Source organism: Candidatus Nitrosotenuis aquarius (genome assembly GCF_002787055.1).
Classification (GTDB): Archaea; Thermoproteota; Nitrososphaeria; order Nitrososphaerales; family Nitrosopumilaceae; genus Nitrosotenuis; species Nitrosotenuis aquarius.
The window spans coordinates 503724-517674 of record NZ_CP024808.1 but is presented as its reverse complement, the minus strand read 5'-3'; the positions used below and the strand labels follow the sequence as shown (position 1 = coordinate 517674).

General features: G+C 43.0%; 21 protein-coding genes and 1 pseudogene. 20 read left to right on the top strand and 2 right to left on the bottom strand.

What is annotated here, in order from left to right; all coding sequences use genetic code 11:
- The first annotated feature begins 44 nt into the window (after positions 1-44).
- The 16 genes and pseudogenes from NAQ_RS10030 (at position 45) to NAQ_RS03070 (ending at position 11155) form a co-directional block, all read left to right on the top strand.
- Entirely contained in the window at positions 45-206 is a 162-nt protein-coding gene (locus NAQ_RS10030; protein ID WP_162858606.1) for a hypothetical protein, read from the top strand.
- A 168-nt stretch (positions 207-374) separates the two neighbouring features.
- Positions 375-626 (top strand): hypothetical protein, encoded by a 252-nt coding sequence (locus NAQ_RS03130; RefSeq protein ID WP_162858605.1) that lies wholly within the window; start codon positions 375-377, stop codon positions 624-626.
- Positions 623-1069 carry a hypothetical protein gene (locus tag NAQ_RS03125; RefSeq protein WP_100182208.1) on the top strand — a complete coding sequence of 149 codons (447 nt, stop codon included), beginning with the start codon at positions 623-625 and terminating at the stop codon, positions 1067-1069. The genes NAQ_RS03130 and NAQ_RS03125 overlap by 4 nt, the downstream gene beginning before the upstream one ends.
- A gap of 1 nt (position 1070) precedes the next feature.
- Positions 1071-1280, top strand: a complete 210-nt coding sequence (locus NAQ_RS03120; protein WP_100182207.1) for a hypothetical protein — start codon at positions 1071-1073, stop codon at positions 1278-1280.
- Between the two features lie 31 nt (positions 1281-1311).
- Positions 1312-1758 (top strand): cupin domain-containing protein, encoded by a 447-nt coding sequence (locus tag NAQ_RS03115; protein WP_100182206.1) that lies wholly within the window; start codon positions 1312-1314, stop codon positions 1756-1758.
- Between the two features lie 70 nt (positions 1759-1828).
- A complete protein-coding gene (locus NAQ_RS03110) occupies positions 1829-5098 on the top strand; it encodes a fibronectin type III domain-containing protein (RefSeq protein WP_100182205.1) in 3270 nt (1089 codons plus the stop codon).
- Between the two features lie 26 nt (positions 5099-5124).
- A complete protein-coding gene (locus NAQ_RS03105; protein WP_100182204.1) occupies positions 5125-5520 on the top strand; it encodes a hypothetical protein in 396 nt (131 codons plus the stop codon).
- Between the two features lie 41 nt (positions 5521-5561).
- Positions 5562-6425, top strand: a complete 864-nt coding sequence (locus tag NAQ_RS03100) for a matrixin family metalloprotease (RefSeq protein ID WP_162858604.1) — start codon at positions 5562-5564, stop codon at positions 6423-6425.
- A complete protein-coding gene (locus NAQ_RS10025; protein ID WP_162858603.1) occupies positions 6422-6574 on the top strand; it encodes a hypothetical protein in 153 nt (50 codons plus the stop codon). The genes NAQ_RS03100 and NAQ_RS10025 overlap by 4 nt, the downstream gene beginning before the upstream one ends.
- Before the next feature lie 25 nt (positions 6575-6599).
- Positions 6600-7379, top strand: coding sequence for a hypothetical protein (locus NAQ_RS03095; RefSeq protein WP_100182202.1), 780 nt, complete (start codon positions 6600-6602; stop codon positions 7377-7379).
- 42 nt (positions 7380-7421) lie between these two features.
- On the top strand, positions 7422-7880 hold the full coding sequence (msrA, locus tag NAQ_RS03090) for a peptide-methionine (S)-S-oxide reductase MsrA (RefSeq protein ID WP_100182201.1): 459 nt from the start codon (positions 7422-7424) through the stop codon (positions 7878-7880).
- Positions 7881-8023: 143 nt separating this feature from the next.
- Positions 8024-8185, top strand: coding sequence for a hypothetical protein (locus tag NAQ_RS10020; protein WP_162858602.1), 162 nt, complete (start codon positions 8024-8026; stop codon positions 8183-8185).
- Between the two features lie 327 nt (positions 8186-8512).
- Positions 8513-8797, top strand: a pseudogene (locus tag NAQ_RS03085) (hypothetical protein); the annotation flags it as partial.
- 9 nt (positions 8798-8806) lie between these two features.
- Positions 8807-9172 carry a hypothetical protein gene (locus NAQ_RS03080; RefSeq protein ID WP_100182200.1) on the top strand — a complete coding sequence of 122 codons (366 nt, stop codon included), beginning with the start codon at positions 8807-8809 and terminating at the stop codon, positions 9170-9172.
- Positions 9169-9657, top strand: coding sequence for a hypothetical protein (locus NAQ_RS03075; RefSeq protein ID WP_100182199.1), 489 nt, complete (start codon positions 9169-9171; stop codon positions 9655-9657). The genes NAQ_RS03080 and NAQ_RS03075 overlap by 4 nt, the downstream gene beginning before the upstream one ends.
- 67 nt (positions 9658-9724) lie before the next feature.
- Positions 9725-11155: a coiled-coil domain-containing protein gene (locus tag NAQ_RS03070; RefSeq protein ID WP_100182198.1), complete on the top strand. Its 1431-nt coding sequence runs from the start codon at positions 9725-9727 to the stop codon at positions 11153-11155.
- Here NAQ_RS03070 and NAQ_RS03065 read toward each other — a convergent pair.
- On the bottom strand, positions 11152-11757 hold the full coding sequence (locus NAQ_RS03065; RefSeq protein WP_100182197.1) for an O-methyltransferase: 606 nt from the start codon (positions 11755-11757) through the stop codon (positions 11152-11154). The two genes, NAQ_RS03070 and NAQ_RS03065, sit on opposite strands and share 4 nt — an antisense overlap.
- A 109-nt stretch (positions 11758-11866) precedes the next feature.
- On the opposite strand from NAQ_RS03065, the gene NAQ_RS03060 reads away from it, so the two are divergent.
- The 4 genes from NAQ_RS03060 (at position 11867) to NAQ_RS03050 (ending at position 13147) form a co-directional block, all read left to right on the top strand.
- The gene (locus tag NAQ_RS03060) at positions 11867-12220 is read left to right on the top strand and encodes a DUF6659 family protein (RefSeq protein WP_100183413.1); all 354 of its coding nucleotides are present in this window, start codon (positions 11867-11869) and stop codon (positions 12218-12220) included.
- 176 nt (positions 12221-12396) lie between these two features.
- Positions 12397-12669: a DUF5615 family PIN-like protein gene (locus NAQ_RS03055; protein ID WP_100182196.1), complete on the top strand. Its 273-nt coding sequence runs from the start codon at positions 12397-12399 to the stop codon at positions 12667-12669.
- Between the two features lie 35 nt (positions 12670-12704).
- Entirely contained in the window at positions 12705-12872 is a 168-nt protein-coding gene (locus NAQ_RS10015) for a hypothetical protein (RefSeq protein ID WP_162858601.1), read from the top strand.
- Positions 12873-12898: 26 nt separating this feature from the next.
- Entirely contained in the window at positions 12899-13147 is a 249-nt protein-coding gene (locus NAQ_RS03050) for a hypothetical protein (RefSeq protein WP_100182195.1), read from the top strand.
- On the opposite strand, the gene NAQ_RS03045 is transcribed toward NAQ_RS03050, so the two are convergent.
- Positions 13140-13937 (bottom strand): hypothetical protein, encoded by a 798-nt coding sequence (locus NAQ_RS03045; protein ID WP_100182194.1) that lies wholly within the window; start codon positions 13935-13937, stop codon positions 13140-13142. The two genes, NAQ_RS03050 and NAQ_RS03045, sit on opposite strands and share 8 nt — an antisense overlap.
- Between the last annotated feature and the right edge of the window lie 14 nt (positions 13938-13951).

Sequence of the window (13951 nt, the reverse complement as noted above, 5' to 3'; positions counted from 1 at the left end):
ATTGAGAATAATTTATAACGGATTTTACAGCCATACCAAAAACAATGGGCCTATTCAAGAAAAAACAGGAAACAAATGAAACCAAATGCAAGACCTGCGGACTGGAACTGCACGACCCAGAGCGATTAAAGCGCCACATAAACAAGGCTCACGGACACCTGCCTGCCAAGAAAATGACCGACGAAGGCGGCGGGGGACTCTGGTAACTTATTGAACCAGGACCTTTTTTCGCATCTCTAGATCGACTTTCCCAATTTGTGAGATTTCAGATTCTTTGACCATTCCGTGGTACATCTTTGTTGTAACGACCATTTTCTGATATTATGCAAAAATAGCATAATAGAGATATGTTGTTCAATACATCCACACACTGCATGGAGTTTGTCAGAAAAATATCGCAAGACGATTTTGTCATAATAACAAACCGACTCAAGGCCGACTTTAACGTCGTATTCTATAATGCAGAAGAGCCGTCAATCATGGAGTCCTTTAGGATTCACACCAGGGTAAAGGACATCAAGGCCTCATTCCACAAAAACGGAACGCTGGTCATTCGGGGAGATCCCGCAACGCCGGAATATCAGCACGTATTAGATGTGATATCAAGCGTTCTGGATTATGCGTGACATTTACAAGTGGTGGATTTTTGCCAAAACTCATGTCGCATGTATGGCTTGGCGGAATCTATCTCAAAGAGGAAGGTGGATACGAGCTGGTGCTGCGAGCATTACACCATTACAAAAAAAGGCTACGCAACATTAGAAAATCGCCTGAAATCAAGGATGCGCCAATGTTTGCACAGATAATAGAGCAAGAGGCAATGAAGTCCTACAAGCAGGCAGAATCAATCATTGCAAAAATCAACGACGGACTACAAAACTCTGAATCACTCAAAGCCCTAGAGCCAGACATATCGGTAATCGAAAAAGCACTCACATGTTACCAGTCTGATATTTCCAAAATAAACTCCGATGCATTCTATTCCGAGCTAATCACGGACAAAAATTCCGCAGAACAAGACCTGGACAAAATAAAGCCAGCACTGGAAAAAATCAACTCATATTGTTGATATGAAAAAGACTGCAAAATGCACCAGGTGCAGCAACCTCTTTGATATAAAGGACATTTACACAATACAACAGTTCCAGTACCGAAAAGTCCCGCCATATTCGTGGTGTATGGATTATTTTGCAAAAAAGGGAATTGGTGAGTGGGATTCTTTTTGCGAGTCTTGCATAATTTATTATCAAAAAGAATCACTGGAATCGTACCAAAAATAACATTATATCGACACCATTCAAACAAAAAACAATGAAGTCAAACATCTATACTTCTGGGAATAGACGAACGATAAGCCCTGACTGGTTTACAGGCCCAGTCCACATGAAGGACATTTCTTCTACCATAAAGTCCAAAGGTCATGACATATACCACGTCTATTTCAAAAATAATGCAAAAACAAAACTACACAAGCACAACGGCAACCAAATTCTAATTGTAACTGCAGGCACAGGAAGCCTTGAGTTTTTCAAAAAACTAGGCAACAAAAAGTCCCACTTTAAAATAAAAAAGACCCGCACACTAAAGCTGATCTCTGGAGACATTGCCTACATTCCAAAAAACACACTGCACACGCACGGCTCTGTATCCGGGAAAACGTTTTCACACATTGCTATTAACATCATACCGAAATCAGGCAAGTACCAAACAACATGGTACGATTCCGACTTTGCCAGCAAAGCGTCTGATGTAGTTTAGTTTTATCAAAAGATCACTGATGATTTATTCCAAGTGTTTATCAATCTTGGAACGCTTGTTCTGACTAGATTTGAACAAATCACTACTGGTATTATCCTACGTTATCATTGTTGTTTCATTTGGGTCTGCGTTTGCCGCAACCGCCCCTGACCCGCCCACAAACCCTAGTGCCACTGCCATTTCTTCCACCCAAGTAAACATTTTCTGGAATCCCCCTGCAAACGATGGCGGTGGGGCAATCACCGGCTACAAAATTGAATACAAGATCGGCTCGGGCAGCTATTCTATTTTGGTTGCAAACACCGGCAGCCAATCCGTTACATATTATTCCCACACTGGATTAACATCTGGCAATACATACACGTACAAAATCTCTGCAATCAACTCCATTGGCACCAGCAATCCATCATCTGAAGTGTCTGCCACTCCGTCCTCATCATCAACTGGAACATTGCCTGGCGCCCCGACAAATCTGGTAGGAGTTGCAGCGTCCCCTACTCAGGCAAATTTGTCATGGTCTGCACCTGCAAACTCTGGAGGATACCCAATTACTGGATACAAAATTGAATACCGAATCGGCTCGGGCAGCTACACCACACTAGTGGATAACACGCAAAACACCAATCCGACATATTCTCACACAGGCCTTACCACAAACCAAGTTTACCTATACCGCGTTTACACTGTTACTGCGTTTGGCACCAGTGCCCAACCATCAAACGAGGTTGTAGTCCAACCAACATCATCATCTGCACTTACTGCCCCTGGCTCTCCAACAGGTCTTGGAGCAACTGCAGTTTCTCCAACCCAAGTGAATCTGTCTTGGACAGCACCCTCAAATAATGGCGGCTCGCCAATCACAGGCTACAAAATTGAAGTAAAGTCCGGCTCTGGCAGCTATTCTAATCTGGTATCAAACACCGGCAACACCGCCACAACTTATTCCCATACTGGCCTGACAACAGGCACCACATACACATATCGCGTATCTGCAATCAACTCCATTGGCACTAGTTCCGCATCATCCGAGACATCCACAACTCCTACATCGTCGTCAAGCTCTAGTGTTCCAAGTGCCCCGACAGGATTGGTTGCCACTGCAAGCTCGGCAACCCAGGTAAACCTTTCTTGGTCGGCACCATCCAACAACGGTGGATATGCGATTACCGGCTACAAAATAGAATACAAGTCCGGCTCGGGAGCGTTTTCTAATCTGGTTGCAAACACCGGCACCGCATCCACCAGCTACTCGCACACCGGCCTGAGTTCTGGCACCACATATGTGTACCGAGTGTCTGCAATAAATCAAATAGGAACTAGTTCGCCATCCTCAGAGACATCTGCCACCCCAACTGGGTCGTCCCAGTCTGCAAGCGTGCCGGGCTCTGTGACCTCGCTTGTTGCAACCGCAGCATCTCCAACCCAAGTAAATTTGTCATGGGGCGCACCATCAAATAATGGCGGCTCGCCAGTTATTGGTTACAAAATAGAGGCAAAGAAAGGAAGCGGCTCTTTTGAAACACTGGTCTCAAACTCGCAGAACACCACAACATCATTTTCGCATACTGGCCTGACAACAGGCACCACATACTATTACAGAGTATCTGCCGTAAACTCGGTAGGTACAGGAACGCAAAGCGAAACCTCTGCGACACCCAAGGAAACAACAACACCTACAGTTACTGCAACCGCCGTTTCTCCAACTGCAATTACGCTGACATGGGTCCCACCATCGCAGACCTACAAGCAGTCCATTACCGGATACAAAATAGAGCAAAAGGTAGGCCAAGACAGCTATGTGGTGCTGCAAGAAAATGCAGGAACTGCCACCAGCTACACAATATCTGGGTTGACAACCGGTCAGACCTACACGTATGTAGTCTCTGCCCATTTCACACTTGGCGCTAGTCCAAGATCTGCAGACGCCACCGCAACACCACTATCAACATCCAATGCCATTCCACCATCACAAAGCACGACCTCAAGTACAGTAAATCCGCCAACAAACATTGTTGCCACTCCATATTCACCAACTAGGATAGACCTTACCTGGAAGGCACCAACATCGAATGGTATAGTGGGATACAAAATCGAAGTCAAAAAGGGCCCAGGACAATTCGAAACGTTGACCTCTACTCAAAATGCCACCACAAAGTATTCTCATGCTGGAGTTACAACCGGCGTAACACACGTCTATAGAATTTACACTATAACATCATCTGGAACAAGTCTTGCGTCATCAGAGGCATCGGCTACTGCAACACTGGATACTGTACCACCTGCAACCCCTGTTACTTCCAAGCCTCCATCACCACCAACACTTTCTGCAAATTTGGCCTCTCCAAACCAGATCAACCTATACTGGACAACACCCACTAATACAGGTGGTGCATCAATTACTGGCTATACAATAGAGTACAAGATCGGCTCTGACCAATACCGCACATTGACTGCCAAGACTACGAGCACCACATATTCTCATACTGGGTTATTGGCAAACACATACTCGTATCGCGTATATGCACTAAATCCAGCTGGGGCAAGTGTTGCATCAAATGTTGTAACACTGCAGACTGCCGAGCAGCCAAAGCCCGAACCAAAGCCGGAACCAACACAATGTGGTGCTGGAACAATATTTGATGAAAATACGCAAAGCTGCATTGTTGCGCCAGAGCCAGAACCAATAGTCGACCCAGAGCCAATAGATCAAGGGCCACAAACGCACATTCCGGGATTTCCAGATCCTACCAAAGACCCTCAGTCATATGTTGATAGATACAACTCAGAGGCCGCATACAAGGCCTGGTTTGATAGGAACTTTCCTGGAAAGACAATCTATGAAGTAGTTGGACTGCCAGAACCTGAGCCACCTGTCATGGTGTGTGGAGAGGGAACACATCTGGAAAAAGGAGTTTGCATCCCAGATGAGGACTCTGGACCGTTTGGAGGCGGATGTCTCATTGCAACTGCTGCCCATGGAACAGAGCTTGCACCACAGGTCCAGACATTAAGAGAAATCAGAGACAACGTCTTGTTTAGCACAAACTCAGGCACAGCTTTCATGGCCGGATTCAATGAATTCTATTATTCATTTAGTCCTGGCATAGCAGACTTGGAAAGGCAGAGTCCTATTTTCAGGGAAATTGTAAAGACAACAATCGCCCCGATGCTTTCCACTCTGTCAATTCTAAGCCATGCCGATATAGATTCAGAATCAGAGCTGCTCGGCTATGGAATTGGAATAATTCTGCTCAATGCCGGAATCTACCTAGTGATGCCCACCCTTGCAATTATTATAATTAGAAACAAAATCAAGTCTGGGTTTTCCAAAAAATCTTAAATCATATTTTGTCATACTAATCCAACATGAAGGCAAGCGGAATCACCCTGACAATATTACTAGTACTTGCCGTGTTTTCCATACAATTTGTAGAGGCAAAGCCAGTAAAAACCCAAATAAAAAAAGACATCAAGGATCTCAATGCACCACTAGATGCAAAATCTGCAAAAATAATCAGCATATCAAAACCCAGAACACTGCACATCTGGCATATAGTTGGAGTCCAAGTCTGCGCCGGCGCAGAAAAACTCTATTCGCCTGATCTGGAACTAAGATCAGACCGAGACGTAGTCCAAGTCACAATGTGGGGCCTAATAATGCCCAAGACCTGCAAGTCTGGAGAATTTTTCATTGCGGCAAACAATCCGGATACAATATCTGTGAGCTTTTCAAACCAGTCGTTTCGTGAGCCTGCAAAATAACACAGCACTATTTTATTTGGGACTTGTATCATAATATGCTAGTGAAGCTAGTCTACGGATTAATTGCAGTATTTGCACTGTCGTGGATTTTTGTCGGTATGGCGGATGCCCAAACATACAAAATGTATGTGCAGAAAATGCCTCCTCACTGGCAAAAGTCGTTTGGAGACATCCTAGACAAGGCAATCCAGTTCTGGCAGCAAAAAAATCCGGGTCTTGTAATTGAAAAAGTACCATACCAGGACCAGGCAGACTTTGTCCTAGAGTGGGCAAGCCAGTATGATTCCGGCAAGCTGGGCTACTATAGCAGCAACACGCTAAACGAATACGGAAAACCACGGCTGACAATTACTCTTGGCTATTTCAAGGACAAAAAATGGAACCTAGTATCGCCTGAGTATGCCTTGGAAATAACCAAGCACGAGCTAGGACATGCAATTGGATTGCAACACAGCACAGACCCAACTGACATTATGTATCCACAAATTGAAAATTACGAGTCATGGCTTGCCTCTAGGACGCCTCTCAAGGCAACAACTCTGGCAAAGCAAGTAGACTGGAAAGCAAAGGCAACCACACTCCAGACAAGCTCGGACAAAAAGCTGTATTCTACAAAAAACTCTATATCGGCAATAGCGCCGTTTGTCAATTCTACTTGGGCCACAAACAAGGCATCCCAGGCAGAGATGAAAAAGGCAGAAGAACATCTCTTTGCCGCAAAAAAATTCCAAAGTGACGCCGAACTATTACAATCTCAGGCAGATGGCTTGTTCTACGAATCAAAATACTTGGAATCATACCAAAAATACAAGTCGTCGCTGGACAGGGCAAAAAAGATAGACTCTAAAATCATAGAAATAAAAAAATCACTCAAAAAGGCAAACAGCCTTGAAATCTCCAAATGAAACCATTCGAGCTCAAAAAACTAGTGCAGGAATACCAACTACTCAGGACAAAGCAAGCAAAGTCATATGACCACAGGATACAACTTCGGCTAGAGCAGCTAAAACACAGGTACTATCACGAAACGGGAAACGATCTGGACACAAAATAAAAACCCCCATAAAACCACCCAAAACATGCGCAAGCGATACTATGCTGTATTGGCAATAATTGCAATTATAGTATCATATTATATCGTCTCTGCATTTGTACTGCAGCAACAATCAATCAACAAGCAGTCAATTTACGTGCATTTAGAGCCTGGATGGAAAAGCTATCCGGGAAATATCGTATACGAGATAACAAATGTCTGGTCAAAGCAAGACGCAACACAGCTTAGTGCGCAAGAAAGGCTGGAGATATCAAAACAAAACAATGTTGATGAAATCAGGTACGTCCATGACAAGCCGTACATTTTGGTCCAAAACAGCAACACGAACTGCCGTGACTCTTGGGAGCCACACTATGCAAGGTTTGGCGCAGATACACTGCGACACTATATCGAGTATGCTACCGGCCTACAGCAAAGCCCAGACCCAAACATAACACTGTACACACTTGAACCAAGCAAGCAGGACTATGCCCAACAGCAAGACCAGCTAAAGTCAGGCTATTCACAATTCATTCCTATTTGCACGTCACAGGACGGCGCCTCGTTTGATTATACCGTAAAGATCAACGACAATGCGGTCGGCTTTGACGTCTATTTCGTAGATTCAATAGAGCAACAAGCAAACTATGATGCAAACAACGGCAAGTTCACTCATTATGCCGACGGCACATGCTTTGGCAAAAACTATGAGAGGTTTTCCGGCACGTGCAACAATGTTGGCAAAAACTCTGGCCTGCTCATTGCAATTCCAGACAATCTGAGTCTTCCCCTGACCAAAATACAGGTCTGGCTGTATGAAAAATAATTTGGAATATCGTTTTAATTGCGGTATGGTATAATCAAAGCCATGAAGGCAACATTTGGCGCAGGCTGTTTTTGGTGCGTCGAAGACATCTTTAGGACCACTCCAGGAGTCAAGTCCACCGCGGTAGGGTATGGTGGAGGACACACAAAAAATCCGACATATGAGCAGGTCTGCACAGATGAGACTGGTCATGCAGAGCTGGTACAGGTAGAGTTTGATCCAAATGTCATATCGTATGAAAAACTACTTGATGTGTTTTGGGGCTCTCACGATCCTACGCAGCTGAACAGGCAGGGGCCTGACATTGGCACGCAGTATCGCTCTGTGATATTTTATCATGATTTGGACCAGGAAAAAACAGCCAAAGAATCCAAAGAAAGGCTAGATGCGTCAGGCAAGTTTGGCAAAAAAATAGTCACGCAGATTCAGCCGGCGCCGGAATTTTACCGGGCAGAAGAGTACCACCAGAAGTATTATGTAAAATGCGGAATCTCTAGATGATTTCTACGCCCACCTTTAATACAAAATTTACTATTGCTATACTAGTAGATGGGGATTAATGCCGGACTCTGGCAAGCCATTGCCAGCCCATCTACTGATAAATCATTAGTGAGTCTTTTATGTAATTTTTGGATATGCAATACATGGAACAAAGCTCAGTAATTGTATTACCACCGTATTGGTTTGATGCACAAAATCCGGCATACAAGTCATTTTACGACAGAATATTAGAATTAGAAAAACTACGCGACACTATCATCGATGAAATAAACTATCTCAAGTCAATACTTGCCGAAGCGACTTGATCCTCATCCCAGATTCATACTATGCTCACGGCGTTTCCAATCTTGGTATTTTATGGTTAATTTTATCACACCCTCGTATACATTTGCAAAACATGAAGTGCAAGAACTGCGGCACCGAGTTCAAAAACAGGGCATCTAACTATTGCTCCACTGATTGCGCCGTAGACCACATGATCCAGTCTGAAGAGGATTAGTTTATCAACAAGACTGGAAGAATTTGTAATATTGTACAGATTTGCACTGATTGGCCTTGTATTGTTTAGCGTTTTTGGAATGGCGTTTGCACAGGTAAATCTAGGTGCAGGCCCACAAACAGAGACCGTAGAAGTCGGCAAGCAGGTCCAAATCGCAGCCGATCTAAAAAACAACCAGGACTTTGAGCAAGAGTTTGCATACATTGTCCAAGTCCAGGATGAAAACGGCGTAACCGTGTCGCTTGCCTGGATTACGGGAGTGCTATCTGCGGCCCAATCATTTTCACCGTCACTTTCATGGACTCCAAGTGAGGCGGGAGACTATGAGGCGACAATCTTTGTATGGGAAAGTATTGATAACCCATCTGCACTATCGCCAACTCTGTCATTGAAGATAAACGTGGGTTCTGCAGCCTAGGATGATTCCATGGAACTAGAATACGAAAAACAGGTAACCGACGCTCGGGGGACCATAATTTTTCTAAAATATGGCGACAGGAGCATCAACCTAGTGCAAATCAAAAAAGGATTTGCACGAGGTGGGCACTATCACACATTTGAGACAAGACATCACCTGATATCAGGTATAATAGAATACTATGAAAAAGACATCAACACAAACCAGGAAAAAATCCAGACAATACCGAGCCCTGCAGTAATTATTGTACCGCCGATGGCGGCGCACCTGTTGATTGCAAAAGAAGACACCGTCTTTGCAGAAGAGTTCTCAAAGGACTATTCAGCAGTGGAATATGCCCCATATAGAAATATTGTAATGCAAAAAATGTCATGACTTATTCCATATGGCTTGTTCCATCATACGGGGACAAAAAATACCTAAACAAAATAGTTAACGATCTGGCAAAAAAATACGGCGCGCCAAAATTCTCAGCCCACATTACTGTGTATAGTGGTATTACATCACTGAGAAAAGCAAAGGCCGCAGTGCAAAACCTGGACTCTTGTAAAATTAAAGTATGCAAAACAGGCATTGGTCAGTCCAACTATCTCTGGAAGACAATATTTGTCAAAATAAAAAAGGACAAAAATCTAGGCAAAATCCACAAAACACTGCATGCTGTATTGGGCACAAAATATGATTTTGTACCGCATATTAGCCTGATTTACAAAAATATGGATTATTCTACCAAGAGAAAAATCAAAAATTCCCTGAAAATAAAAAAATCATTTTCCTTTGGAGGCATAGTAATAATCAGATCCTCCAAATGTGTCAAGGACTGGAAGATAATGTACAAGGCTAGTCTTGGCGCGGCCTGAGTTGTTAAATTTAGTAAATCTCTGAGGTCTTAAAATACCCGTCCTACATAGAACACAGGAACTCGGCATGGCAAATCTGACTCGCCAGGAAACTAGGGCATTTGTAGAAAAGATGATGGCTTCTGGCAAAGGGGACCCAGGCAGACTACAACACATTCTGACAGTTCTAACCGAGGGCAGGCAACTGTACCAATCTGATCAAAAATATCTCAATGAGAAATTCTCGCAGGAAATAGGCTTGCAAGAACAGCTCAAAGTAGAAGAAAGCATCCTAGTCAAAATCCAAAAACTGATCTCATCCGGAGCCGGAGACACGGGGCGCCTGCAGTTTATACTGGAATTTCTAAAGCAAGGAAAAACCCTATACAAATCAGACCAGCAATATTTAGAATCAAAGCTTGGCCAAAAAATAGATTACACTAAAATTATAACGGAAAAGCAGGAATCAGACAAAACCATTGAATCATTAAAGTCCCAGGTATCATGGGCAAACCAAAAGATAGCAAACCTAGAATCCATCATAACACAAAAAATTAGTCATCTCCAATCTGAGCACCGCCAGCATGTAACTCTACCAAAAGGATGGGAGGGACAGGGGCAAAGCCTTGATCAGATCCAAAAACAGCTTGCAACAGAACAACAAAGACTGGGACACGAAAAGACAGAGGCAGAAAAAATCAGAATAGAGCAATCAAAGCTTACCCAGATTATTCTAGATAGAAAGGAATTTGAAAATCAGGTCAAAATAGAAAAAGAACAACTCCAAAAGCAGATATCTCAGGAGCGCAACAAAATCTTGGAACAAAACAAGCTAATAGAGCAGATAAAATCACAGGAGGCAGAACTAGAACAAGCAAGATCAGAGCGTGATTCTATCATGCTACAACTACAAAAAGAGCAGGCCGAGATTGCATCCCAGGCACAAGTCGAGCGGGCGCACCTAGCAGAACAGGCGCAAGTTGCCAAAAAAATCCAAGAGGAAAGACAGCAACTGGAATTAATACGTGCAGAAAACCAAAAAATCACCATAGAGGCAAAATCTCAAGAGCGCCAGCTTGAAGAACAGGTAAAGCAGGAAAAGGCAAAGATTGCAACACAGGCAAAGCTGCTCAAAACAATCTCCAGCTATGAGAAATTTCTGTCTGAATCCAAACAAAAACAATCAGAAATTGCAAAGCAAATACTGGACCAAAAAAACAAGGTACTGTCTGCGGCACCGTCTGTTTCCCAGATAAAATCCGACCAAGAGCTACTAGATAAAATCCTGCAGGACCGAGCAGCACTGGAAAATCAGGTCAAAACAGCGCAGACAGAGCTACGATTAATCAAAAAGGAAAAGGCCGCAATTGAGAGGCAGATAAAAGCTCAAAAAACCCAACTAGAGCGACAAAAGAAAAAGGAAGCAGCAAAACTAAAACAGTTGGAACAAAAAAAGAAAATCATATCAAAATCAATCAGTGCAGAATCTGAAAAAATCAAAAAGCTGGCAAAATCCTAGCTAATTCGAATAGTGATTTCCTGGCCGTACCCTAGTGGTATTGTGCCTGTGACGACATGCCTGTTTTGTCTTATGTGATTTGTATATTTGCGCATGAATTTTTGATATTTTCTTGGCAGCAAGACGTTGTCTGTTGCAATGATTCCACCTATTCTTGTCATTGACAGCACTAGATCAAAGTATTCTGTGACATTTTCCTTGTCTGCATCAATTAACACAAAGTCAAACGTTGGCTTTTTTGGCATTTTTTGCAATATGTCTAGGATTTGGCCCTGCCTGATTTGGATAATGTGGGAAACCCCGGCAGCCTCAAAATTTGCCCTTGCCATTTCTATCTTGGTTGGATTGCCCTCTATTGTGATGATTTTAGGATTGGCATTTTGCATAATTGCATCTGCAAACCATAATGCAGAATATCCTGATGATGTCCCAAGCTCGAGGATCTTTTTTGCCCCAATCCCTCTCAGTAATCTGTGGTAAAATCTAGCAGTCTCTGGGGTAATCGCAAGCATTCGCCTCTCAGATACTACGTCTACTTTTCTTGCCTTTTCTAAAAGCGATTGTCTTTCCAGTCTTGCAAGTACCGATCTGATCTGGTTCATATCTTTACTAAAATATTATTGGATAATAATTTTTGAAATCTGTTAATTCAATTATATTTGGCCAAACTTTAGCCACAGAAAATTGAACGTCTACAAGCGAGCAACATTAATGGAAATAGTTGAGGATATCATCAGCTTGGACTCTACTATGAGGTTTGCAGCTATAATAGATCTAAAAGGAAACATTCTAGAATCAATAATGAAAAAAGGCAAGACCTCTCTAAAATCCCAAAAAGAAGAGGAGCATTTTTGCAAGCAAGTGGCACAGAGGCGCAAAATGCGACAGCAATTCAACAAGTCCCTAGGAAAGGTAAGATACGTCCAAGTAGAGCGCGAAAAGGTAACCCAGATGGTGATCTATCCAAAAAGAAAAACAGTCTACTTTACACTAGAGCCTGAGGTTAACGCAACAAAAAAGATGGCGCTGGTAAATAAAGTCAAAAAAATAACTGCACACCTCTAGTTGTTTGTTTTGCACACACCAAATCTTACTATCTGTCTGTGTAACATTATACCATGGAGTCGCAACATGTCGTCTCGATTATGGGTGCCATAGTTGCACTGTCTGTGTTTATACCTTTGATAATCGGCTACCTGCTTGACTAATATTATTATATGAAATTTTAGAATTTGGTTACAATGAAGATTCTAGTGGATGAAATGGATGATGGCTGGGATGAAAAACTTCGTAGTCTAGGATATGACGCATACTCAGTCAAAAAGCTGATAACCGAAGGAAAAAATCTCCGCACCGACTATTCCGTGATAAATTACGCCAAGGAAAACGGCATGATTCTGATTACCCGGGACACGGAAAGCGGCCAGGCCTGCGCAGAAAACAACCTGCCGTGCATACTAATTGACAATAACGAAATCTTCAAAATCATAGTGGAAAAGCTAAAGCAGTTTTAGAATATTTTTTAAGGTTTAGCATCTAAACCGTAACCATGGGGTTTCTAAAAAAACTCAAGGGCGTAGCTGAAAAAGGGGTGGAAAAGGGAAGCGAGCTTGGCAAAAAAGGAATTGAAAAGGGCGCCGAGCTTGGCACTAAAGCATACGATGCGGGAAAGGAAGCAGCCGAAAAAGGCAAAGACAAGGCCAGACAAGACAAGTAATTATTTTACTATATTGAATCTATACCATGAACAGCTGCGACAGGCGAGTCCGTGCATATAGAAACGGAAAAACATTTGATCAGTGCAGGCAAATAGCAGAGGCGCTAAACCCGGACTTTAAGAAAATGATTGCAGCGAACGGAAAGGTTCTCTGGTCTGAAGTACTAGAAAAGGTAGACCATGATGAGCTCATCTACAAGCTTACGTTAAAGTATTTGCGACGTGACGGATACGACATTGGCAACTGGAAAGTCCCAGAAGTAAAGCCTAGTTGATTTTGCAGCTCCAGCCACTCGACCTTATCTTCTTTGCCATTATGATTGGTGTCACCACTAGTAATGGAATCGATATTGCGATGAATATTGTCTGAAGTTGTGTTATGGCTATGGTAAATGCAAGAGCACTGGATGCTGATACAAACAATGAGATGAACGTTCCTGCGCATGTGGGACAGGCAACAAACAAGCCCGTGGCCGCTGCAACACTTCCCATACCTGCACCTTTGCGTAGAATTGAAAACGCGTTTACTGCAATTGCCGCGTTTAGGCCTACCAGATAAGACACCGCAATCTGCAAAATAAGATTAATTGGGATAATTTGCATTCCGACATGGTCTGTCAGATATATCAAAACTTTTGGCACATAGCCGATTTCTCCGCAACATGGAGCAATCTGCGCAGACGGGATCTGCACGTTATAATGATATGAAAAAGTAACGTCGGGCTGGTACACCAAGATTCCAGAAGTTAGGGCAAAAAACACTCCGTATCCTATTGACGTTGCAGCAAAAATTCTGCGCGACTTGGAATTCCATGTTACTTGGGCTATAATAGAAAACGGATCGTCCTGGTTTTTTCCTACTTTGTACTTGTGATACTGGTAAAACCCGTACGCTATTGCACCTAGCGCCAGAATCATCATTCCATAAAACGCAACTCCCAGTCTTTCTATTGATGATAGTGCAGCAGGAGTTATCTCGGAATTGCCAAGCCTTGCATAAATTAAAAACAAAATCGCAATTGCCACAAATCCTAATGTGATTAATGTTCTGCCGTCTTTAGCCATTTAGGCTTGGCTCA

Excerpts from the sequence above, each read along its gene's own strand:
- NAQ_RS03130 (WP_162858605.1), top strand. The coding sequence starts at position 375 with ATGGAGTTTGTCAGAAAAATATCGCAAGACGATTTTGTCATAATAACA.
- NAQ_RS03075 (WP_100182199.1), top strand. The coding sequence starts at position 9,169 with ATGACTTATTCCATATGGCTTGTTCCATCATACGGGGACAAAAAATAC.
- NAQ_RS03070 (WP_100182198.1), top strand. The coding sequence starts at position 9,725 with ATGGCAAATCTGACTCGCCAGGAAACTAGGGCATTTGTAGAAAAGATG.
- NAQ_RS03115 (WP_100182206.1), top strand. The coding sequence starts at position 1,312 with ATGAAGTCAAACATCTATACTTCTGGGAATAGACGAACGATAAGCCCT.
- NAQ_RS10030 (WP_162858606.1), top strand. The coding sequence starts at position 45 with ATGGGCCTATTCAAGAAAAAACAGGAAACAAATGAAACCAAATGCAAG.
- NAQ_RS03055 (WP_100182196.1), top strand. The coding sequence starts at position 12,397 with ATGAAGATTCTAGTGGATGAAATGGATGATGGCTGGGATGAAAAACTT.
- NAQ_RS03045 (WP_100182194.1), bottom strand. The coding sequence starts at position 13,937 with ATGGCTAAAGACGGCAGAACATTAATCACATTAGGATTTGTGGCAATT.
- NAQ_RS03060 (WP_100183413.1), top strand. The coding sequence starts at position 11,867 with ATGGAAATAGTTGAGGATATCATCAGCTTGGACTCTACTATGAGGTTT.
- NAQ_RS10025 (WP_162858603.1), top strand. The coding sequence starts at position 6,422 with ATGAAACCATTCGAGCTCAAAAAACTAGTGCAGGAATACCAACTACTC.
- NAQ_RS03105 (WP_100182204.1), top strand. The coding sequence starts at position 5,125 with ATGAAGGCAAGCGGAATCACCCTGACAATATTACTAGTACTTGCCGTG.
- NAQ_RS10015 (WP_162858601.1), top strand. The coding sequence starts at position 12,705 with ATGGGGTTTCTAAAAAAACTCAAGGGCGTAGCTGAAAAAGGGGTGGAA.
- NAQ_RS03120 (WP_100182207.1), top strand. The coding sequence starts at position 1,071 with ATGAAAAAGACTGCAAAATGCACCAGGTGCAGCAACCTCTTTGATATA.
- NAQ_RS10020 (WP_162858602.1), top strand. The coding sequence starts at position 8,024 with ATGGAACAAAGCTCAGTAATTGTATTACCACCGTATTGGTTTGATGCA.
- NAQ_RS03050 (WP_100182195.1), top strand. The coding sequence starts at position 12,899 with ATGAACAGCTGCGACAGGCGAGTCCGTGCATATAGAAACGGAAAAACA.
- NAQ_RS03065 (WP_100182197.1), bottom strand. The coding sequence starts at position 11,757 with ATGAACCAGATCAGATCGGTACTTGCAAGACTGGAAAGACAATCGCTT.
- msrA (WP_100182201.1), top strand. The coding sequence starts at position 7,422 with ATGAAGGCAACATTTGGCGCAGGCTGTTTTTGGTGCGTCGAAGACATC.
- NAQ_RS03095 (WP_100182202.1), top strand. The coding sequence starts at position 6,600 with ATGCGCAAGCGATACTATGCTGTATTGGCAATAATTGCAATTATAGTA.
- NAQ_RS03080 (WP_100182200.1), top strand. The coding sequence starts at position 8,807 with ATGGAACTAGAATACGAAAAACAGGTAACCGACGCTCGGGGGACCATA.